Source organism: Frateuria hangzhouensis, assembly GCF_026410505.1.
Taxonomy (GTDB): Bacteria; Pseudomonadota; Gammaproteobacteria; order Xanthomonadales; family Rhodanobacteraceae; genus Frateuria_A; species Frateuria_A hangzhouensis.
The window spans coordinates 160,757-181,443 of sequence record NZ_JAPMIU010000005.1; the positions used below are offsets into that span (position 1 = coordinate 160,757).

The window sequence follows — 20,687 nt, forward strand, 5'->3', positions numbered from 1 at the left end:
TCAGACGATGCCGAGCTCCAGCGCCTTGAGTACCGCGCGGGTACGGTCGCGCACGCCGAGCTTGGAAAGAATGTTCGAGACGTGGTTCTTCACCGTGCCCTCGGCCACCTTCAGCGAGTTGGCGATCTCCTTGTTTGAATAACCGCCGGAGAGCAGGCGCAGGATTTCCGTCTCGCGCTCGGTGAGCGGATCGGGCTGTTCCAGGCTGGTGAACTGGTTCTGCATGCGCCCCACCCCGGCGAGCAGCCGCTGGGTGACCATCGGCGCCACCAGCGAACCGCCGGCGGCGACGGTGCGCACGGCCTCGACCAGCTGTTCCAGCGAGACGTCCTTCAGCAGATAACCGCGCGCGCCGGCTTTCAGCCCCTGCAGCACCAGTTGGTCGTCGTCGAAGGTGGTCAGGATGATGGTCGGCGGCAGCTCACCGCGCGCCGAGAGCGCCTGCAGCACCTCCAGCCCGCTCATGTTGGGCATGCGCAGGTCCAGCAGCACCACGTCGGGCTTGATCCGCGGGATATCCGCCACTGCCTGCGCGCCGTCGGCGCATTCGGCCACCACGCGGATGTCTTCGGCCAGGTCCAGCAGCGAACGGACACCCTGGCGCACCAGGTTCTGGTCATCGACGAGACAGACGGAAATCATCGCGGTTCCTCGATTGCGGTGATGGCCCGCGCCTTCCACGCGGGAAATGTGGCGGCCGGGCACTGCCGGCCATTTTGGCATGAGCCGTGCCCGGCTGCCGTCATGGCACGCTCAACGCCGGCGGCTCCAGCCGCGAGGGCGTGTGGGCCAGTTCCAGCGCCTCGCCCAGCGGCAGGCGCACGGTCAGCGCGAACCCCTCGCTGACGGCGGTGTCCACGGCCACGCTGCCGCCGAACTCGGCCAGCCGTTCGCGCATGCCGGAGAGCCCGTTGCCGGGTTTGAAATGTGCCGCGCCGCGGCCGTCGTCGCGCGCGTGCAGCCCCATCTGGTTGGCGTCGGCGTAGGCGAAGGTGAGCCAGAGCTGGCGTGCACCGGCATGTTTGGCGCAGTTGGTGATGATCTCCTGCGCGCAACGCAGCAGTACCTGCGCGCGCCGCGGGTCCTCCACGCTGAAGCGTGGCGGCATGTCCACGTGCACGCTCAGCCCCGGCACGCCTTCGATCAGGCTGCGCAGCGCCTGGGTGAGGTCGATGGCGTCGTCCTGGCGCAGCTCGCTGACCGCCTCGCGCACGTCCGACAGCAGGTGCCGCGCGGTGGCCTGCGCCTTGCGCACATGCTCGGCCGCCGAATCGTTGGCCAGGTGGCTGGCCACCTCCAGGTTGAGGCTGAGCGCGGTCAGGTGGTGCCCGATCAGGTCGTGCAGCTCGCGCGCGATGCGCATGCGCTCGGCAATGCGGGTCGATTCGGCCAGCAACGCACGGGTGGCGCGCAGTTCGGAATTGAGCCGTCGCTGCGCCTCGCGCGCCTCGGTCTGCTGGCTGGCCACCATCGAGGTGAAGAACGCCAGCGCGGAAATGCCCAGGTACATGCAGACCTGCAGGAACGCCGTGACGATGGTCCAGCCCATGTAACTGGCGATGATCGGGATCAGCATCAGGTTCTGCGCCAGCATCCACACCAGCCCGGCCACCACCGGCAACTGCCAGGGCAGCACCACGGCGATCACCAGCATCAGCATGGCCGACAGGCCGCTCTGGCTGAACCAGCCCATCGCCACCGCCGAGCCGGTCAGCGCCACCAGGCCGAACAGCTTGAGTACCTGCGCGCGGCCGCTCTGGCGGCTCATGCCCGAGCGTCCGGTCAGCAGCAGGTAGGTCAGCCCGAACACGATGTAGGAAAGGATCCACCCCGAAATGTTGGGGTTGCTCCACCACGCATTGACCTGGGCCAGGCTCCAGCTGCCCGGCAGCAGCGGCAGCGCCACGCAGAGGTAGGTGAACAGCCCGGTCAGCCGCAGCAGCCGGATGTGGTTGAAGTTGGTCCAGGACATGGCGGCATCATAGGCCCCCGCCAGCCGCGTGCAATGCGCGAAAAGTCACCCTGTCGCAAGTGGCGCAGGCTCGCGTTTTACAAAGGTTTTACAGCCGCCCACAGGATGTGCGCCCCGCCCCCGCATGCCATAATGCGCACATTGCGGGACGCCTTCGGGGGCGTCCACCGGTATCACCTGCCTTATTCTGCGGAGCAACGAATGGCCTTAGCCATCCGCGACGTGCGCGAGCACGATCTGGATGCCGTGCTGGCGCTCAACAACGCCGCCGGCCGCTCCATCCTCGCCCTGGACGCCGCGCAGCTGCGCTACTTCTACGAGCGTGCCGAGTATTTCCGCGTGGCCGAGATCGACGGCCACCTGGCCGGCTTCCTGATCGCCCTGCGCGACGGTGGCAACTACGACAGCTCCAACTACCGCTGGTTTTCCGAGCACTACGAGTCGTTCGTCTACATCGACCGCATCGTGATCGCCAATGCCTATCGCCGGCACGGCCTGGGCAAGGTGTTCTATTGCGACGTCACCAGCTACGCCGAAGTGCGCGTGCCGCTGCTCACCTGCGAGGTATTCCTGGAGCCGCGCGACGACGTGGTGGTGCTGTTCCACGGCACCTATGGCTTCCAGGAAGTGGGACAGCAACGCATGGCCGAACGCGGGCCGCAGGTCAGCCTGCTGGCCAAGGACCTGCCCAGCTACGCCTTCGTTCGCGAGACCTGGCTCGAACACGGCGGCCTGCCCGACGTGCCGTGGCTGGCCGAGCGCCAGTTACCGGTGTCCGCCGCCGCCCTTTCCCCCGCTTCCCAGCCGCGCCGCCTCGCCGGAGAGCGGCGCCCGTGACTGAGGCCCTGCATTCCAAGATGGATACATCCGACGCCTGCGATCTGCGCTTCGGCCAGGTCGGCATTGCCTGCGTGCGCGTGCGCCGCGTCGACGCCGCCGCTTTGTGCGAGGAGCTGGAGCGCCGCGTGCGCTCGGCCCCGCAGCTGTTCTCCCGCGCCGCCGTGGTGCTGGACCTGTCGCACCTGCTCGACCTGCCCGACGACGGCACCGTCGACGCACTGCTCGAAGCGGTGCGCAGCGCCGGCATGCTGCCGGTGGGGCTGGCCTACGGCACCAGCGCCACCGAGGCGCTGGCCCAGCGCATGGGGCTGCCGCTGATCGCCAAGTTCCGCGCCGCCTACGAGCCGGCCGAGGGCGGCAGCATCGCGCCGCCCGCCCCGGCGCCGGCCGCCGCGCCCGCGCCCGCTCCGGTACGCGAACCGATCCACGCCGCCCCGCCGGCCGGTCCGGCGCTGGGCGCGCAACATCACGAGGGCACCGTGCGCTCCGGCCAGCAGGTCTACGCGCGCGACCGCGACCTGGTGGTCACCGGCGCCATCGCCAACGGCGCCGAAGTGATCGCCGACGGCTCCATCCACGTCTACGGCGGCCTGCGCGGCCGCGCCATGGCCGGCGCGCAGGGCGACGAGAAGGCACGCATCTTCGTGTCCGACTTCCGCGCCGAGCTGGTGGCCATCGCCGGCCACTACCGCGTGTTTGAACAGATCCCCAAGGACCTCGAAGGCCAGGCTGTGCAATGCTGGCTCGATGGTGAAAAATTGATGATCGCCCGGCTGTGACCGGCGATTCCCACCCAAGTCACTCCGGAGAAGAACCCTTGACCGCTGAGATTATCGTCGTCACGTCCGGCAAAGGCGGCGTCGGCAAGACCACCACCAGCGCCTCGCTGGCCACCGGCCTTGCGATGGCCGGCAAGAAGGTTGCCGTGATCGACTTCGACGTCGGCCTGCGCAACCTCGACCTGATCATGGGCTGCGAGCGACGGGTGGTCTACGACTTCGTCAACGTGGTCAACGGCGAAGCCACGATCAAGCAGGCCCTGATCAAGGACAAGCGCCACGACAACCTGTTCGTGCTGGCCGCCAGCCAGACCCGCGACAAGGATGCGCTGACCCAGGAAGGCGTGGAGAAGGTGCTCGACGACCTCTCCAACGACGGCTTCGACTACGTCGTCTGCGACTCGCCCGCCGGCATCGAAAAGGGCGCGCACCTGGCGATGTACTTCGCCGACCACGCGGTGGTGGTGGTCAATCCGGAGGTTTCCTCGGTACGCGACTCGGACCGCATCCTGGGCCTGCTCTCCAGCAAGACCCGTCGCGCCGAACGCGGCGAGGGCGCGATCACCCAGCACCTGCTTCTTACCCGCTACAACCCCGGGCGCGTGGCACTGGGCGAGATGCTCAGCGTCAAGGACGTGGAGGAAATCCTCGGCATCAGCGTGGTCGGCGTGATCCCCGAATCGGAGAACGTACTGGCCGCCTCCAACGCCGGCGTGCCGGTGATCCTGGACGACAACTCCCATGCCGGGCAGGCCTACCGCGACACGGTCGCGCGCATCCTCGGCGAAGAGCGTCCGTTGCGTTTCACTGAAGTGGCCAGGAAGGGCTTTCTCCAGCGCGTGTTCGGAGGTTGAACGTGGGCATTCTCGATTTCCTGAAGCGCAAGCCGGAACCCACCGCCACGGTCGCCAAGGAACGCCTGCGCATCATCGTGGCGCAGGAGCGCTCCACCCGCGGTGCGCCGGACTACCTGCCGCTGATGCGCAACGAACTGCTCGAGGTGATCAAGAAGTACGTCAACGTCGACCTCGACGCGATCAACATCAACGTCGAGCGCGACAGCGGACATGAGGTGCTGGAGCTCTCCGTCGCCCTGCCCGAGGGCAAGAGCGCCACGCCGTAATCCCCGTAGGGTGGGCTTCAGCCCACCTTGCTCCAAATCAGAGCGGTGGGCTGAAGCCCACCCTACGCGTCCATGAACATTCCTGCCGTCCTGCGCCTGGCCGACATCGGTTTCCAGGCGCCCGCCGCCCTGCTCGCAGGCCACGGCCTTTCCCTGAAACGCGTTGCGGCCGGCGAGGCGATCCCCGGCAGCTACTGGGGCGATGAGGAGGCCGGCATCATCGGCACGACCGTCTATGCGCGGGACGACACGCCGGTGCACTCGCTGCTGCACGAGGCCTGCCACCTGCTGGTGCTGCCGGTCGAACGCCGGCCCCAGGTGCACACCGACGCCACCGATTCGGTGGAAGAGGAAGACGCCACCTGCTACCTGCAGATTCTGCTGGCCGATGAGTTGCCGGGCGTCGGCCGCGCGCGGTTGATGTCCGACATGGATGCCTGGGGCTACAGCTTCCGGTTGGGCTCGACGCGGGCGTGGTTCGAGCAGGACGCCAGCGAGGCGCTGGCGTTCCTGCAGGCGCGCAAGCTCGCCTGATGGCACTCTTGCGATTGTAGGAGCGCACCCTGTGCGCGACCGCGATGTATGGCGGCGCTTCGCGGTCGCGCACAGGGTGCGCTCCTACAAGAGACATCTTGCCTCCGGCCAGGAGGCGGTCGCTACTTCCTGTGCCACCTGTCGTCATCGCCCTTCTCGTACTCGTTCTTCACCGCCGACCAGGCGACCTTGAACGACACTTCTTCCTGCGATTCGTTGCCGCGGCGCTTGTCCGGGTCCGCGTACTCGTCCCAGGCGCTGTTGAACGCCTCCTTGAAGATGTCCTGCGCGTGGTCGGGCAGGTTGTCGCGCACGGATTCGGGCAGGTCGCTGGTGGATTTGTAGGGCATGGCCGGATCTCCCTCGAAGGAATCACGCCACCGTCCGCCGTTGCGCATCAAGCGAGCGTCAAGCGCTGGCGGACACCACCGCATTCAGCGCGACACGTGGCGATCGCCCGCCACATGCCAGCGCCAGGGCGACTCGGCCGCGCGCGTGATGCCGATGCGCGTCGATATCGCGGGCTCGGTCGGCGGCGGCGTGCCGTCGTCCACGATCGTGAAACCGCCCGCACCTTCGACCAGGTCGATGCCGTCCTGCGCGCCGGCGATGCCCAGCGCCTGGCACAGCCGCGCCGGACCGCGGCACAGATCGCGGTCGTGCCGGCAGCGTGGCCGGGCCGCGCGCATCGCCGCCAGCCCGGTCAACGGCGTCAGCGCCCGCAGCAGCACGGCCACGCCCTCGCCCTCCGCGCAGCACACCGGGTTGCAGCACCAGTGCATGCCGTAGGTGAAGTACACGTACAGTCGCCCCGGTGGGCCGAACATGGTGGCGTTGCGCGCGGTACGCCCGCGCCAGGAATGCGCTGCCGGATCGATCGCACCGCAGTAGGCCTCGGTCTCGACGATGCGTCCGCTGCGCCCGTCGGCGCCCAGCAACACCTTGTTGAGCAGATCCGGCGCCACCACGCGCGGGTCGCGGGCGTAGAACGCCCGCGACAGCACGGTGGCCGAATGGCCGAGCAGCGAGGCGATGAAGTCCGGGGTCATGCGCACAGCATGCCGCGCGCGGCGTCAACGGCACACCGATGTCCCTAGGGTGGGCTTCAGCCCACCATGCCAGGTCGCGGCAAGGTCGACGGTGGGCTGAAGCCCACCCTGCGGCTACAGCTCGAAGCGATACGCCAGCTTGATCAGCAGCTGCTCGCTGTCGCGCAGGTCGAAGGCACGACCGAACTGGCTGCCGGCGCGGTCGAAGCGCGAGTCCAGTGCGTAGCCGCCACGCCCGTACACCACATACAGGTCCGACAGCGGCGCCAGCTCGTAACGGTAGCGGATCTGGAAGCCCAGATTGCGCACGCTGAAGTCGGCCACTGGGTCGTCCACCGCCACCGCGCGCATGTCGCCGTTGACGCGGTAGGCCTGCAGCATGCGTGCATCCAGCCCCAGCGCCTGCAGCTTCACGCGCAGTTCCTGGCGGTTGCCGATGTTCCAGTTCACGCCGGCGTCGAGCATGAGCTGGTGGCTGTCGAAGCTGCCGACGAGGTTGTCGTGCTGCCACACCAGCCAGTCCGGATCGAACTCGTAGGTCACCCCGGCGAACACGCTGAAGGCGTCGTTGAGGAAGAAGGTCGGCTCGAACTCGGCCGCATAGCCGATGCGGTCCAGGCCCACGCGGTCGCTGCCCATCACGTCGACCTCCACGCCCCAGGCCCAGTCGCCCTTGCGCGGGCTGGAGCGCTCCCACGCCAGCATCGCGTTCGAGGGCGTGCGCAGGGCACCGTGGCCGCGGGTCAGCAGGTCGTCGTGGGCGGCCGCATCGATGTTGAGCTGCCAGTCTTCTTCGCCGCCATCGCGCCGCTGGCTCTCGCGGATCACGCGGAACTGGCGCTGCAGCGACAGGCCGTGGTCGTTGTCCATGCCGATGACGCGCCAGTGCCACACATGCGAGGCGTAGCTCGAGGACGCCGGCAGGTCGGCGAAGCGGCGGCGCACCTCGTAGTGCAGGTAGTTGAGGCTGTTGCGCGGCAGGTAGCCGAAATCGTTGAGGTCGAGCTTGTCGTCGAAATGCATGCCCAGCCATTCCTGGGTCCAGCGCTCGTTCATCTCGTACTCGACCACCGTGGTGGCGCCGGTGCCCCGCACGGCGCGGCCCTGCTCATCGATCGCGCTGCCCACCACGTTGCTGGTGACGGTGAGCTTGTCGTTGGGCTGCCAGCGGTGGTCGATGCCCAGCACGTCGGCGTCGCGGTCCAGCCACGGCCGCTCCACGCGGGTAGCGAGCATGCCCAGACTCTGGCTGCCGAAGTCGTGCAGCAGCCGCACCGCCGAAAAGCTGCGCCCGGCGTCGCCGTTCTCCTCGGCCGCCAATACGCCGTAGCGGGTCGCACCCACGCTGCCGTTGAGCTTGATCGCGCCGGCCACGTCGCCCGCGCCGCTGCCGTCGTCCGCGGCACCACCCACGCGCCGGGTGTAGATCAGCTGGCTGTTGTCGATCAGCAGGCCGAAATCGAAGATGCCCTGGTTCTCGGTAAAGAACGGGCGCTTGTCGGTGAAGAAGGTTTCCTCGGCGCCGAAATTGACCACCAGGTCGTCGCTCTCGACCTGGCCGAAGTCGGGATTGATCGTGGCGGTGAGCTGGGTCTGCCCGTTGGGTTTCCAGAAGATGTCGGCGCCGCCGTCGAAGCTGTTGTCGCCGTTGACTTGGTCGCGCATGCCCAGCACGTACGGCGTGATCGCGAACAGCGACTGGGAGTAGGCAGGCATGGTCACCGGCATGAAGTCGGAGACGAAGCGCGGCTTGTTGAAGCTGGCCACTGGCCAGGCGTCGCGCTCGCCGGTAGAGCCGATCACGCGGTCCAGGTACAAGCCGATGGTGCGCTCGCCGCCGACCGCCTTGCGCATCGGCGCGATGTACCAGGGGATCAGCATCTCGGCCGTCCAGCCCTGCGCATCCTCGCTGGAGGCATGCTTCCAGTTGCCGTCCCAGTCGGTGTTGAACTGGGTCTCGTTGGTCAGCACCGCATCGTTGATGTCGTCGGCGAGCGTCACCATGAAGTTGTAGCCGGTGCGCCCGTCGCCGTCGAAATCGACCATCAGGTTCACCCGGTCGACCTGCGCCTGTTCGTCGCGGCGGATGCGCTGATGCGTGCGCGGCACGCCCGGCGGCTGGATGCAGCGGAAGGCGATCGCCAGGCCTTCGGGCGTGGACAGCACCCAGGCCTCGGTCGGCAGGCTGCCCGGCTCGCCGTTGAGCGGCTGTACCTTGCGGAAATCGGTGATGTGCCTGGCGCCCTGCCATTCGACCGGGTCGATGTGGCCGTCGACCTCCACCGCCATGGCGGGCAAGGCCAACAGGGCGAGCGGAGCGATCAGGGCGCGCGCGGCGCGGTGGCGTGCGGAAGAGCGCATCGGAGACTTGGGAAGCAGGGACGCCGCGCAGCATAGGGCCGGTGGCCGCCAGTGCCGACTGGCGAAAGTCATGCCAACCCTGCACCGCCCGCGCGCATCGGTCCCGGATGATTGCGGGAGCGCACCAGGGCGCCCCATGATGCTCGCGCCCTGGGCGCTCCTGGACCTAACGGGGTTCGGCGATCTGCGCCTGCAACTCGATATCGCGCGGTGGCGGCACTCGCGGCACCCGCGTGACGCGTTGGTACCAGCCCCACGACAGCACGCCGGCCACCGTCATCACGCTCGCCCCCAGCGCCAACTGCAGCAGACTGCCCGAGAGCAATGGCGACAGCACCCCCGCCACCGCGCCATTGAGCAGCAGGCTGGCGAAGGCCTGCACCGAGGAAATCCCGCCGCGCTTGTGCGGGAAACGGTCCAGCAGCAGCAGTGTCAGCGTGGGGAAGGCCAACTGCACGCCGACACCATGCAGCACCAGTGGCAGCATCGACCAGGGCAGCCGCGGCTGTGGGAAGACGAGCGCCAGCCCCACGTGCAGCACGCAGGCCAGCACCATCACCGCGTAGCCCAGGTTCACCGTGAAACCCACGCCGCGGCGTCCAGCCAGCCGTCCGGACAGCCAGGCGCCGCTGACCAGGCCGATCACCACCGGCACGAACAACCAGGGGAAACCCTGCGCCGACAGGTGCAGCAACTCGCGCACGATCTGCGGCGCCGAGGCGATGAACAGGAACAGGCCGGCGAAGTTGACCGAACTGGAAATCAGCAGAGGCCAGAACGGCCGGTCGCGCCCGAACGCGATGTAGCCGGCCAGCAACGGCTTCACCGCGAAGCGGCTGCGCCGCGCCGGCGGGTGGGTCTCGTCCAGCTTCCACACCAGCCATGCCGCCAGCAACAGCGTGAAGCCGGTCAGCAACCAGAAGATGCCATGCCAGCCGCCCAGCCCGAGCAACTGCGCGCCGACCATCGGCGCGATCACCGGCGCCACGCCGAAGATCATCATCACCTGCGACATCAACCGCTGCGCCGCTTCGCCCTCGAGGCTGTCGCGGATCACCGCGCGGCCGACCACCAGGCCCGCACCCGCGCAGGCACCCTGGATGCCACGGCACACCAGCAGCATGCCGTAGGAGGTCGACAGGGCCGCGCCGGCCGACGCCAGCGCGTAGCCCAGCATGCCCGCCACGATCACCGGCTTGCGCCCGGCCGCATCGGAGATCGCGCCATGGAACAGGCTCATCACCGCGTAGGTCAGCAGGTACACGCTGATCATTTGCTGCAACGCCACCTCGTCCACGTCGAAGCGGGCGGCGATCAAGGGGAACGCCGGGAACACCGCATCGATCGAGAACGGCCCGATCATCGACAGCCCGGCCAGCAGCCAGGGCAGGCTGCGCCGGATGGGGGCATGCTTGGGGGTCATGGGATGGCCGCCGGGGAGCGATCGCGAGTATGCCACGCGCGCCCGGTGCCCTCTTGCAGGAGCCCACTACATGCTCGCTCCCCTGCTTGCAGGGGAGAGTGGGGAGCGGTGCTCTTTCGCTCCGGACGGCCCCCCTCCCAACCTCCCCCTGCAAGCAGGGGGAGGAGTTCCACGCGCACTGGCATGCATGCGGTTGCGTGGGGAGAGGCAAGGCGGTATCCACAGATGCGGGTCGGTGGCCTGGCGCTCACCCATCGGCTAGCATCCGGCGCATGGGAGATGGCATGCCTCCCGTTCCTCACGGAACGAACCGCCCCACGCCAGATGGGGTTGATGATGCCTGCACACCGGTCGATCCCGGGTGCGGGCGCGTGCCCGTAGCGCGGACGTCCGAACGACTCGATCCTCAGGAGCGCTCTCTTGGGCTACACCGGATTTCTCGCGATCGGCTTCGGCGGCGCCGTCGGCTGCTGGCTGCGCTGGCTGCTCGGCCACCTGCTCAACCACCTCTTTCCCACGCTGCCGCCGGGCACGCTGCTGGCCAATCTGCTCGGCGGCCTGCTGATGGGCTGCGCGATGGGCGTGTGGGACCACTTTCAGGCGCTGCCGCCGGAACTGCGCCTGTTCGTGTTCACCGGCTTGCTCGGCGGGCTGACCACCTTCTCCACCTTCTCGGCCGAGTCCTCCACCCTGCTGCTGCGCCAGCAGTACCTGTGGTTCGGCGGCCACTTGCTGCTGCACCTGGCCGGCTCGGTCGGACTGACCCTGCTGGGCATCGCGCTCACGCGCGGCCTGCTGCGCACCTTGTAGGAGCCCACTCGTGGGCGATGCTTTTCCGCGCCATCTGGACCAAGGCATCACCCGCGATGGAGCTACCGCAGGAAATCTCGCCGAGAGAGGACGTGCCGTGACCGAAATCACCACCGAAGGCGTCTGCCTTTGCTTCTACGCCCACCTGCGCGCGCGCCACGAGGGCATGCTGCTGTCCGAATGGCTGCTCGCGGAAGCCCGCCGCGCCGGCATCGGCGGCGGTTCCGTATTCCGCGCCACGACCGGCTTCGGCCGCCATGGCGTGCTGCACGAAGAGACCTTTTTCGAACTGGCCGACAACCTGCCGGTCAAGATCGAGTTCCTGCTGCGGCCGGAGCAGGCGGAAGCGTTTCTCGCGCGGGTACGTGACGCCGGCGTCGACGTCGTGTATGCAACCTCAGCCATACGCTTTGGAGTTCTGGGCGCGCAGTGACGCGTGCCGCCAACAGAAGGAGCGCGGTATGCCCATGCGCCAGCAGTCCCTGAAACGCCGTGCCACCGAACTGCTGGCACTGGCCGGCATCCGCGCCGGCGACAAGCCGCCCTGTGATCTCTGTGTCCACGACGAGCGCCTGTATGCACGCGTCTTCGCGCACGGCTCGCTGGGGCTGGGCGAGGCCTACATGGATGGCTGGTGGGACAGCGACGACCTGCCCGGCCTGTTCACCCGCCTGCTGCGCGCCCAGCTGGACGAGGAGCTGCGAACCCTCGACACCCTGATCGCGCACCTGAAGGCCCGCTTCATCAACCTGCAACGGGGCGAGCACGCCTTCGAGATCGGCAAGGCCCACTACGACCTGGGCAATGACCTGTTCCAGGCCATGCTCGGCGAGCGGCTGGTGTACTCCTGCGGCTACTGGGCGCAGGCGACCAACCTCGACGACGCGCAGGTCGCCAAGCTCGACCTGATCTGCCGCAAACTGCGCCTCAAACCCGGCCAGCGCGTGCTCGACATCGGCTGCGGCTGGGGCGAGGCGCTGAAGTACGCGGCCGAGAAATACGGCGTCGAAGGGGTGGGCATCACCGTCTCGCAGGAACAGGCTGCCTACGCCCAGGCCTTGTGCGCCGGGCTGCCGGTGGAAATCCGCCTGCAGGACTACCACGAGCTGGACGAGCCGTTCGACGCGATCATGTCGATCGGCATGTTCGAGCACGTCGGCGCACTCAATTACCGCAGCTACTTCGAAATGGCGCGGCGCTGCCTGCGCGAGGACGGCCCCGACGGCGGCGGGCTGTTCCTGCTCCACTGCATCGGCAGCAACGGCGCGCCCTCGCGGCCGGACCCGTGGATCGAGAAGTACATCTTCCCCAACTCGATGATCCCGGCGACCAGCCAGGCAGCCACCGCGCTGGAGGGCCTGTTCGTGGTCGAGGACTGGCACAACTTCGGCGCCGACTACGACCGCACCCTCACCGCGTGGCGCGCCAACTTCGATGCCGCCTGGCCGGCCTTGTCGCACCACTACGACGAACGCTTCCGCCGCATGTGGCATTACTACCTGGCCGTTTCCGCCGCGGTGTTCCGTAGCCGTCGCGACCAGCTCTGGCAACTCACCCTGAGCCCACGCGGCGTGCCCGGCGGCTACCGCGTGCCGCGCTAGGGTCGGACGCGGCGGCCGCGGCCGGCACGGGGGCCAGGGGCATCGGCTTCCATCCCGGCCTGCAACCAGGCGCCCAGCGCGCGCAGTTCCTCCTGCCGCGGCGAGTCGGGCGCGTACACCAGGTGATAGGGATGGCCCTGGAGTACGGGGCCGAACGGTTGCACCAGCGTGCCCGCGCGCAGGTCCGGCTCACACAGCAACAGGCTGAACAGTGCGACGCCCTGCCCGGCCAGTGCCGCCTGGATGGCATGGTTCTCGTCGCTGAACACGATGCCGGCGCCGGCATCCAGGCCGGCGACGTTCGCCTGCTCCTGCCAACGCCGCCACGTCGGATTGTCCGCCCGTCGGTTGTGCCATTCGAAATGCAACAGCGGATGTCGACGCAGGTCCGCTCGCCGGCACAACCGCAGGGCGGGGCTGCATACCGGCGCAAAGCGGTTGACGGCAAGCGGTAGCGCGACCAGGCCGGGCCAGGGCCCGCGGCCGTAGCGGATCGCCGCATCGATATCGCTGCCTTCCAGCCGCACCGGCGCATCCGAGGCGTGCAGGCGCAACTCCATGCCGGCGTGCTCCTGTCGGAAGGAGGCGATGTGCGGCACCAGCCAGCGTGCCACGAACGCACTGGTCGCCGACAGCGTGAGACTGCGGCGCGCGCGCTGTCCGGCCAGCCCTTCCAGCGCGCGGACGAAGGCATCGAAGCCGTCGCGCAACACCGGATAAAGCGCCTGCGCCGGTGCCGTGGCAACCACCCGGCGCGTCTGCCGTTCGAACAGGCGCAGGCCCAGGCGTTGCTCGAGCTGGTGCACCTGGTGGCTGATCGCCGCGGGAGTCACGCCGAGCTCGTCGGCGGCCCGTTTGAAGCTCGAATGCCGCGCCGCCGCCTCGAAGGCGCGCAGCGAGGCCAGCGGCGGAAGCTTGCGCATGGTCGTGGTCCGAAGTGAATACAACTAAACCATAAGCTGAAAAACGATCGTTTGTCGCAGGCAATGGCGGGAGGCAACCTGGCGAGAAAGAGCAACGGATGAATCGATCTCAACCATGCGAGGCACCATCATGACCACCCTGCTGCACATCGACACCAGCGCCCGGCCGGGCCGCTCCGACCTCCAGGCCCACGGCTCCCACACGCGCCGGCTCAGTGCGCGCTTTGTCGAGCGCTGGCACGCGGCGCGCCCGGCCGATGCCATCGTGCGCCGCGATGTCGGCCAGCACCCGCCAGCCCCGGTCAGCGGCGCGTGGATCCATGCGGCCTTTACCCCGCCGGCGCGGCGCGAACCCTGGATGCAAGAGGCGCTGGCCGCCAGCGACGTACTGGTGGACGAACTAATCAGCGCGGACCTCATCGTGGCCGGCGTGCCCATGTACAACTTCAGCATGCCGGCGGCTTTCAAGGCCTACATCGACCAGGTGGTGCGGGTAGGCCGCACCTTCGGCTTCGACCGCGCGCGCGACGGCGCACCGTACTGGCCGCTGCTGGACGACCGGCCGCGGCGACTGGTGATCCTGAGTTCGCGCGGAGATTTCGGCTACGCCGACCGGCTGCGGTCGCTCGACCACGTGGAAGCGTCCGTGCGCAGCGCGTTCGCCTACGTCGGCATTACCGAGGTGCATGCATTGGCCGTCGAGTACGACGAGTTCGGAGGCGAGCGCCTGCTGCGCTCGCTCGCGGAAGCGGAGACGGCCACCGATGCGCTGGTCGACCGGCTGCTGCAGATGCCGTCCGTCGCCACGCCCATGCCCGATCCTTCCGTGCGCCCAGTTCAGCGCGCACCATCGATCTGCACGGAATGACGCGGGCGCGGGACGCCGGAATGAGTCCCGGACTCGACGACCACGGCAACGCACGGCGGACATCGACGCCTTCGCGCCCGGGGGCGGGCCGCCGCTGCGCTAGACTCGCGGGGCGGGGCCGCGCGGGGAGCGGCGCGACGCGGGGATCGGGAACATGCAGGGACAGGAGCAAACCACCGGCTATCGCTGCGGGTGTTATTTCATCGATCCGGCGCAGCGGAGGCTGCGGCGCGACGGCGAAGACGTGCCGCTGGAAGCGAAAGTGTTCGACCTCATCCTGCTGTTGGTCGAGCGCCGCGAGCGTGCGCTGGGCAAGCAGGAAGTGGTCGAGGCGCTTTGGGGCCAGCGTCCGATCAGCGACGCCGCGCTCAGCCAACTGGTCTACAAGGCGCGTCGCGCCTTCGACGATGACGGCAAACGCGGCAACGTGATCCGCACCGTCTATGGCCGCGGCCTGCAGTGGGTGGCGCCGGTCGAGCCGATCGCCGATGCCGGGGACAGCCTGCCCGCGCCGGCCATCGGCTCCATCCCGGTCTCGTCCGCGAAGCCTGCGCGCCGCAGGCCGCGACTGGCGCTCGGCCTGGTCGCACTGCTGGCCTTGGCCGCGGCAGGACTGTGGCTGATCCCGACCAGCAAGGCGCCGCCCGTACCGGCGCCGCCGCGCCTGGCGCTGCTGCCGACGGAAAACGCCACCGGCGAGAAGGCGCTCGACTGGGTCGGGCATGGCCTGCCCGGCCTGATGACCAGCCTGCTGGGCGAAAGTCGCGACGTGGACGCCATCGACGCGCTGCAAGTCGCGCGGATATGGGATTACACGCCGCCGCCCGGACGCAGCCGCGCCGAGCACGCGCGCTTCGCCGCGCATGCCGACATCCTGGTCGGCAGCCGCCTGCGCAAGCTGGCTGACCATCTCTACGAATTGGACGTGCATGTCGACGCCGGCGGGCTGGCGCCGCCTGCCGACATCGCGGTCACCGGCGAACAGCCGGCCACGCTCGGCATGCAGGCGGTCGAGCGCATCCGCCACGCGCTGAAGCTGGAGCCGGCGGCGCGCGCGCCGGGCGCGCGGCCGGCGGACGCCTACCTGGCCGAAACCTTCGCCCGCGGACTGGACGAGGCCATGCGCGGGCGCTGGGTGAAGGCCAAGCCTTATTTCCGGCTGTGCGCGCAGAACGCGGCCGGCTTCCTGCCGGCGCGGTTCCGGCTGGGCCAGGCACAGGTCAACACCGACGAGTCGGACGCGGGCGAGCAGACCCTGCAGCAGGCGCTGGCCGGCGCCCGCGCACAGGGCGACGACGCGCTTGCCGCCAACAGCCTGCTTCAACTCGCTGCGCTGGCACTCACCCGCCACCGGCATGCCGACGCGCTGGCATTGCTGGATCGCGCCGCGCCGCTGGCCGAGCGCGCACGCGACCCGGCCCTGGGCGCGGCGATCGCGCTCAAGGCCGTCAACGCGGCGGCGCGCCTGCACCAACTGGCGCTCGCCCGCCGGCACCTGTCGCAGGCACGCGGCCTGATCGAGCGCCACCAGTTGCGCCAGCTCGAGGGCGACCTGCACAACAGCGAAGGCTTCATCGCCGAGGCGCAGGGCGACCTCGCCGCCTCCGAGACGGCCAACCGCGCCGCGCTGGCCGCCAGCGAGGCCGTCGGCAACGAACGCAACGCGCGTGGCGATGCCTATAACCTGGCGCTGGTGCTCGCCCGCGAGGGCAAGAACGCGGAGGCGATGAAGCTGTTCGCGCACACCTACCGCCGCGCGCGCGGCATCGATCCCTGGCTGACGTTCGCCAGTGGCGACAACCTGGCCATCGCGTTGCTCAACGCCGGCCTGGGCGACCGCGTCGAACCCATCGCCGCGCAACTGCTGGCGACCGCCAAAGAACAGCACAACCGGGTGTGGCAGTCGCTGGCGTGGATGTTGCGCGCAGGCAGCCGCTGGTACCAGGGTGATGCCGCCGCGTCGCTCGCGCATTGCCGCACCGCCGGCGCGCTGATCGACCCAGCGCAGGATCCCGCGCTGCGGCTGGCCATCCAACTGAGCGAGGCTTCCGCCGCACTGGTGGCTGAACCGCAGGCCCTTGCGGCCATCGCGCACGACGCCGACCGTTTGATCGATGCCCAGCAACAGCCGAACGACTACGCCTACGAACGCCAGCTCATCCACGCCATGGCGGCGTCTGCCGCCAGGCAACCGGCACAGGCGCGCGATGCCCTGAAGGCTGCCGCCGCCGGTCCGCACCCCAGCGACGCGACCGCCGACAACCTGCATTACATCGGCCTGACCATCGCCCTGCGCGATGCCGACAAGGACGCCGCGGCCCTCGCCCTCGCCGGCTTCGATCCGGGCGCTTCGTCCAACGCCGACGTGCTGCGCCTCTACGCGCAATGGGCCGAGCGCCAGGGCGATCGCGACGGCCATGCCCGCGCCACCGCGCGCCTGGCGTCGCTGCGCACGGAAGCCCAGGCCGCACTGGCGGCCGAGCCGTTCGACGAAGCACTGGCTTCGCCATAAGGTTGGGGAATACTGCCGTCCAGGCCGCTCCCGCCGGGCCGTCTTGCCATCTGCACCGAGGAACGGGCCTGATTCCATGAAGTTTCATCTGCACAGTCTGCTTGCCTGCTTCATCGCGCTGGTCGTCGCCCTTCCCGTCCGGGCGGCCCATCCCGCGCTGTGGGCGGTCAAGGACGCCGACACCACGATCTACCTGTTTGGCACCGTGCACCTGCTGCCGCAGGACACCGACTGGCGTTTCCCCGCGCTGGACAAGGCGCTGGCCGACAGCGACCTGCTGTACGTGGAAATCGTCGACGACGATCAGGCCAACATGACCGCGCTGGTGTTGCGCTACGGCATGGACTTCGCACACCCACTCGCCGACCTGCTCAACCCGTTCGACCGCGGCCGGCTGGAGCGCGCCGCGCGGCTGGCGCACGTGCGTGGCGGGATGGCGGCGCTCAACCTGATGCGCCCATGGCTGGCCGCGCTGACCCTCGCCGTGGCCCCGCTCACCCAGGCCGGGCTGGACCCCGCCGCCGGGGTGGACAAGAAGCTGCGCGCCACCATGGAGAAGGCGGGCAAGCCGGTACGGGGGCTGGAAACCGCCGAAGAGCAGATCCGCTTCCTCGCCGACATGCCGCAGTCCCTGCAACTGGCGCTGCTGCGTTCGACCCTGCGCGATACCGATCGTGCCAAGGTGGATCTGAAAGCGATCATCGAGGCCTGGAAAACCGGCGACGACGAGGCCCTGGCCCGGCTCGAGAACGATCTGATGCGCCGCGAGGAACCGCGGCTCTACCAGCGCCTTCTGGTCGATCGCAACAAGGCCTGGGCCAAGCGTATCGCCGGGATGCTGCACGAGCCCGGCACCGTGCTCATCGCCGTCGGCGCCGCCCACCTGGCCGGACCGGACAGCGTGCAAGCGCAGCTGGCAGGGGACGGGATCGCCGCCGAGCGGCAATAGTCTCCATCCCGCCCGCTTCCGACGCCCGGACGAGGCCGCCGGACCGGCCCGTGTCACCCGCTGCAAGTGGTTGATCCAGAAGCAAGTAAGAATCCGTAATGAACACCTAAGGCGCCCCTCAAGCGCGCCCGGGTGCAGCCGGCTTCGATAGGGCCGCCGCGAAAGACACGGGCGGCCCACCCTCGGAACCAGGCTACGGATATGACCCGCAACCCGCTGCTGCCGCACCTCTCCGCACCTGCCCTTCGCCGCCTGGCGGCCGGCCTGGCCGCGATGCTCGGCCTGGCGTCCACGGCGGCCGGTGCGGCCGGTTCGGACCCGTCGCCGTTCGATTACCGCAACGTCGGCGCCACGCTGACCTACAGCATCGAGATCAGCGGGCAGGCGCACGACAGCAGGTCGAATGGCGACCTGTGGTCGAAGGCGGACGTGAACCGGCGTGTGGAAGGGACGCTCCACCTTGCCGGCCAACAGGAGCACATGACCGCCGTGGACAACCCGCAGGAACTTATCGCCCACACGGCGCGCGCACGGCAGGCGATGGCGGCCGACCTGCCGACCATCCAGCGCATCGTCGAGGAATGCGGCGACGACGAGGCCTGCATGAACACCCGCATGATGGCGTACGTCAAAGGCATGTCGTCCGACAAGCGCGCCGCGCTGGCCAGCGCCACCGGCGGGCCGGCTGCAAAGCTCAGCCGGCATGCCATCGGTGCATGGGGCGTGGATGGCAAAACCGCGTGCTCCATCCACGCCACCTCCAAGGGCGCCTCCAGCTACCGCTCTTTGGCCCAGGGCGAGGGATATGCCGAATATGTCACCGGTGCGGAGCAGCGCCACGGACAAGGCAGCAGCGATTGCCGGCATGACCCGTATCCCGATGGCAGCGCCAAATGGGACGGCGACAAGAACCTGCTGGAACTCAGGCTGCCCGGCCTTGCCTTGACCGAGCAGTGGAAAAGCGCCGACGGCAAGCACGGGGCGCGCAAGATCGTCATACCCGACATCGAACTCGAGCACCTGACCTGGTCCGGCAAGGGCCCGCAGAGCGGCCAGCAGGTGCGGCACGTCTCTGTCCCGGCAGGAGACGCCAGCGTGCCCGCGACCATGACCATCCGCTGGACCTTCACCCCGAACCGGGCCTGACCATGTCGCGGCCGGCTTTTTCCAGACGCTGCGCGCCAGCCGCGGCGGCCGGGCTGACCGCCCTGGCGATGCTTTGCGCTTCGTCGGCCGGCGCATCCTGCGCCCATCCGCGCGCCGCATCGCCAGGTTATCGCCAACGTGCCATGCGCGCTGCCGCCAACCTGGGCGCGCCGCGCGACTACGCGCAAAGCCATCAGTGGACCCTGCAGCCGGAAGCGCCCGTCCTGGCGAACGCCGGCACCGACGTCTACGGCCGCGGGCTGCGGCTGGCGCCGAAGGCGGCGGATGCGTTGCACGCGATGGTGGCGGCGGCCGCACGCGACGGCGTGACGGTGCAGGTGGTTTCCGGCTTCCGCAGCTTCGGCTACCAGCGCCGGTTGCTGCACCGCAAGCTCGACCGCGGCGTGCCGCTGGCGGCCGTGCTCGAGGTCAACGCCCTGCCCGGCTTCAGCGAGCACCACAGTGGCTGCGCGCTGGACCTGACTACCCCGGGCCTGCCCGCGACGGACGCCGCCTTCGCCACCACGCCGGCGTTCGCGTGGCTGCTGGCGCATGCGCGCCGGTTCGGCTTCGCCCTGTCCTATCCGCCGGGCAACGCGCAGGGCGTCGACTTCGAACCCTGGCACTGGCGCTACGCCGGTATCCCGCCGGCCGCCGGTCGCGCGTCCGTGGCGGCAGCTCCGGCCACCTCCAGCGCCCGCGCCGTTGCCCGCGGCGAAGCGGCAGCACCTGCGCATAGCGCCGCGACCCTCGCCGGCCTGTCCATCCAGACCTATCCGCGCTGAGGCCGTAGCCGCACGCCCGACGCCGCGATCCACCACCCGCCCCGCCATCCACGGAGAACACCCATGCCAACCCGCCGCCTGCTGCTCGCCGCCATCGCCCTGCTCGCCGCCACGCCCTGCCTCGCCGCCAACGACCCCGACGGGTGCGCCTACGTGGCCGGCCGGATGTTCGACTCGCTCGGCCACCGGGATTACTCGGGGGCGGCCTTCATGATGGACGGGCAGCTGCAGGCCCATTCCTTCCCCAAGGCGCTGCCCTCGATGTGGGACGCGCTGCTGAAAGACAACTTCGGCGCCTATCGCGGCCACGGCCAGGCCACCGTTACGCACAACGCCGACGGCACCACCACGTTGTCGATGCCGCTGCACTTCGAGCGGATGGAACCGACCTTCGTGGTCACCTGCGATCCGGCGCCCAGCAACACCGTCCGCGAATTCGCCATGCAATGACCGCGGGTACACCGCGGCGCATCCGCGCACCTTTCGACCGGAGATTCGCATGACCACGCCCCGCCTTTTTGCCTTCACCCTTGCCCTCGCCTGCGGCACCGTCGGCGCCAGCCACGCGTCTGCGCTGGCCGAGCAGTGCCTTGGCCGCGCGCCGCGGCTGGCCGACAGCCTCGCGGCGCACGACTACGACGGCGCCAACAAGCAACTGGGCACACTGATGCAGTTCATGTTCTCGGCCGACACGCTGCGCGGGAACTGGGAAGGCATGATCCACGAGGACGGCGCCTACCAGTCGCACGGCAAGCCCTGGGTGGCCGACGACGATGGCAAGGACGCCTTCATCCGCATCGACATCACCTTCGCGCGCAAGGCCAACGCCATGCAGATCGTGTGCAGCCGCGATGCGCACGGGCAGATCAGCAGCCTCGCCTTCCTCTGAACCGGCCACGAGCGCCAGACCCCGCCCGCGCTGGAGCCGGTTTTGACTGCGCGCGGGACGTGGCCGGCGCTGTCTGACCGGCGTCCGGTCGCGGCGGCCGGAGAGCAGGATCGCCAAAGCCCG

22 protein-coding genes and 1 riboswitch are annotated in these 20,687 nt (G+C 69.2%); of the genes, 15 read left to right on the top strand and 7 right to left on the bottom strand.

Annotation, left to right across the window (positions count from 1 at the left end; genetic code table 11):
* Positions 1-642: a response regulator gene (locus tag OSC30_RS07400; protein WP_091333901.1), complete on the bottom strand. Its 642-nt coding sequence runs from the start codon at positions 640-642 to the stop codon at positions 1-3.
* 100 nt (positions 643-742) lie between these two features.
* On the bottom strand, positions 743-1,972 hold the full coding sequence (locus OSC30_RS07405) for a sensor histidine kinase (RefSeq protein ID WP_267171206.1): 1,230 nt from the start codon (positions 1,970-1,972) through the stop codon (positions 743-745).
* 201 nt (positions 1,973-2,173) lie between these two features.
* Between OSC30_RS07405 and OSC30_RS07410 the strand changes: the two genes are divergently transcribed.
* The 5 genes from OSC30_RS07410 to OSC30_RS07430 all read left to right on the top strand — a co-directional run bounded on the left by OSC30_RS07410 (position 2,174) and on the right by OSC30_RS07430 (position 5,248).
* Positions 2,174-2,809 (top strand): GNAT family N-acetyltransferase, encoded by a 636-nt coding sequence (locus tag OSC30_RS07410; RefSeq protein ID WP_267171207.1) that lies wholly within the window; start codon positions 2,174-2,176, stop codon positions 2,807-2,809.
* A gap of 20 nt (positions 2,810-2,829) precedes the next feature.
* Positions 2,830-3,591, top strand: coding sequence for a septum site-determining protein MinC (minC, locus tag OSC30_RS07415; RefSeq protein WP_425474735.1), 762 nt, complete (start codon positions 2,830-2,832; stop codon positions 3,589-3,591).
* 38 nt (positions 3,592-3,629) lie between these two features.
* Positions 3,630-4,445: a septum site-determining protein MinD gene (minD, locus tag OSC30_RS07420; RefSeq protein WP_267171208.1), complete on the top strand. Its 816-nt coding sequence runs from the start codon at positions 3,630-3,632 to the stop codon at positions 4,443-4,445.
* Positions 4,446-4,447: 2 nt separating this feature from the next.
* Entirely contained in the window at positions 4,448-4,714 is a 267-nt protein-coding gene (gene minE / locus OSC30_RS07425; RefSeq protein WP_267171209.1) for a cell division topological specificity factor MinE, read from the top strand.
* 72 nt (positions 4,715-4,786) lie between these two features.
* Positions 4,787-5,248 (top strand): hypothetical protein, encoded by a 462-nt coding sequence (locus tag OSC30_RS07430; protein ID WP_267171210.1) that lies wholly within the window; start codon positions 4,787-4,789, stop codon positions 5,246-5,248.
* Between the two features lie 122 nt (positions 5,249-5,370).
* On the opposite strand, the gene chaB is transcribed toward OSC30_RS07430, so the two are convergent.
* The 4 genes from chaB to OSC30_RS07450 all read right to left on the bottom strand — a co-directional run bounded on the left by chaB (position 5,371) and on the right by OSC30_RS07450 (position 10,081).
* Positions 5,371-5,598, bottom strand: a complete 228-nt coding sequence (gene chaB, locus OSC30_RS07435; RefSeq protein ID WP_267171211.1) for a putative cation transport regulator ChaB — start codon at positions 5,596-5,598, stop codon at positions 5,371-5,373.
* Between the two features lie 84 nt (positions 5,599-5,682).
* Positions 5,683-6,297, bottom strand: a complete 615-nt coding sequence (locus tag OSC30_RS07440; RefSeq protein WP_267171212.1) for a DNA-3-methyladenine glycosylase — start codon at positions 6,295-6,297, stop codon at positions 5,683-5,685.
* A 114-nt stretch (positions 6,298-6,411) separates the two neighbouring features.
* Positions 6,412-8,658 carry a DUF5916 domain-containing protein gene (locus OSC30_RS07445; RefSeq protein ID WP_267171213.1) on the bottom strand — a complete coding sequence of 749 codons (2,247 nt, stop codon included), beginning with the start codon at positions 8,656-8,658 and terminating at the stop codon, positions 6,412-6,414.
* Between the two features lie 166 nt (positions 8,659-8,824).
* Positions 8,825-10,081: a multidrug effflux MFS transporter gene (locus tag OSC30_RS07450; protein WP_267171214.1), complete on the bottom strand. Its 1,257-nt coding sequence runs from the start codon at positions 10,079-10,081 to the stop codon at positions 8,825-8,827.
* Positions 10,082-10,347: 266 nt separating this feature from the next.
* Positions 10,348-10,431, top strand: a riboswitch (Fluoride riboswitch).
* Positions 10,432-10,501: 70 nt separating this feature from the next.
* On the opposite strand from OSC30_RS07450, the gene crcB reads away from it, so the two are divergent.
* The 3 genes from crcB (at position 10,502) to cfa (ending at position 12,492) form a co-directional block, all read left to right on the top strand.
* Complete coding sequence (gene crcB, locus OSC30_RS07455; RefSeq protein WP_267171215.1) at positions 10,502-10,891, top strand: fluoride efflux transporter CrcB; 390 nt, start codon at positions 10,502-10,504, stop codon at positions 10,889-10,891.
* A 97-nt stretch (positions 10,892-10,988) separates the two neighbouring features.
* Positions 10,989-11,324, top strand: coding sequence for a DUF190 domain-containing protein (locus tag OSC30_RS07460; protein ID WP_267171216.1), 336 nt, complete (start codon positions 10,989-10,991; stop codon positions 11,322-11,324).
* Positions 11,325-11,358: 34 nt separating this feature from the next.
* Positions 11,359-12,492 (top strand): cyclopropane fatty acyl phospholipid synthase, encoded by a 1,134-nt coding sequence (gene cfa, locus OSC30_RS07465; protein WP_267171318.1) that lies wholly within the window; start codon positions 11,359-11,361, stop codon positions 12,490-12,492.
* Here the strand turns inward: cfa and OSC30_RS07470 are convergent.
* On the bottom strand, positions 12,489-13,415 hold the full coding sequence (locus OSC30_RS07470; protein WP_267171217.1) for a LysR substrate-binding domain-containing protein: 927 nt from the start codon (positions 13,413-13,415) through the stop codon (positions 12,489-12,491). The genes cfa and OSC30_RS07470 overlap by 4 nt on opposite strands.
* Before the next feature lie 115 nt (positions 13,416-13,530).
* Here OSC30_RS07470 and OSC30_RS07475 point away from each other — a divergent pair, with 115 nt between their 5' ends.
* The 7 genes from OSC30_RS07475 to OSC30_RS07505 all read left to right on the top strand — a co-directional run bounded on the left by OSC30_RS07475 (position 13,531) and on the right by OSC30_RS07505 (position 20,564).
* Positions 13,531-14,283 (top strand): FMN-dependent NADH-azoreductase, encoded by a 753-nt coding sequence (locus tag OSC30_RS07475; RefSeq protein ID WP_267171218.1) that lies wholly within the window; start codon positions 13,531-13,533, stop codon positions 14,281-14,283.
* 154 nt (positions 14,284-14,437) lie between these two features.
* On the top strand, positions 14,438-16,795 hold the full coding sequence (locus tag OSC30_RS07480; RefSeq protein ID WP_267171219.1) for a winged helix-turn-helix domain-containing protein: 2,358 nt from the start codon (positions 14,438-14,440) through the stop codon (positions 16,793-16,795).
* 76 nt (positions 16,796-16,871) lie between these two features.
* Positions 16,872-17,744 (top strand): TraB/GumN family protein, encoded by an 873-nt coding sequence (locus tag OSC30_RS07485; RefSeq protein WP_267171220.1) that lies wholly within the window; start codon positions 16,872-16,874, stop codon positions 17,742-17,744.
* 201 nt (positions 17,745-17,945) lie between these two features.
* Positions 17,946-18,890 (top strand): hypothetical protein, encoded by a 945-nt coding sequence (locus OSC30_RS07490; RefSeq protein ID WP_267171221.1) that lies wholly within the window; start codon positions 17,946-17,948, stop codon positions 18,888-18,890.
* Between the two features lie 143 nt (positions 18,891-19,033).
* A complete protein-coding gene (locus OSC30_RS07495; protein ID WP_267171222.1) occupies positions 19,034-19,675 on the top strand; it encodes a D-alanyl-D-alanine carboxypeptidase family protein in 642 nt (213 codons plus the stop codon).
* A 63-nt stretch (positions 19,676-19,738) separates the two neighbouring features.
* A complete protein-coding gene (locus OSC30_RS07500) occupies positions 19,739-20,125 on the top strand; it encodes a hypothetical protein (protein WP_267171223.1) in 387 nt (128 codons plus the stop codon).
* Between the two features lie 49 nt (positions 20,126-20,174).
* The gene (locus OSC30_RS07505) at positions 20,175-20,564 is read left to right on the top strand and encodes a hypothetical protein (RefSeq protein WP_267171224.1); all 390 of its coding nucleotides are present in this window, start codon (positions 20,175-20,177) and stop codon (positions 20,562-20,564) included.
* The last annotated feature ends 123 nt before the right edge of the window (positions 20,565-20,687 follow it).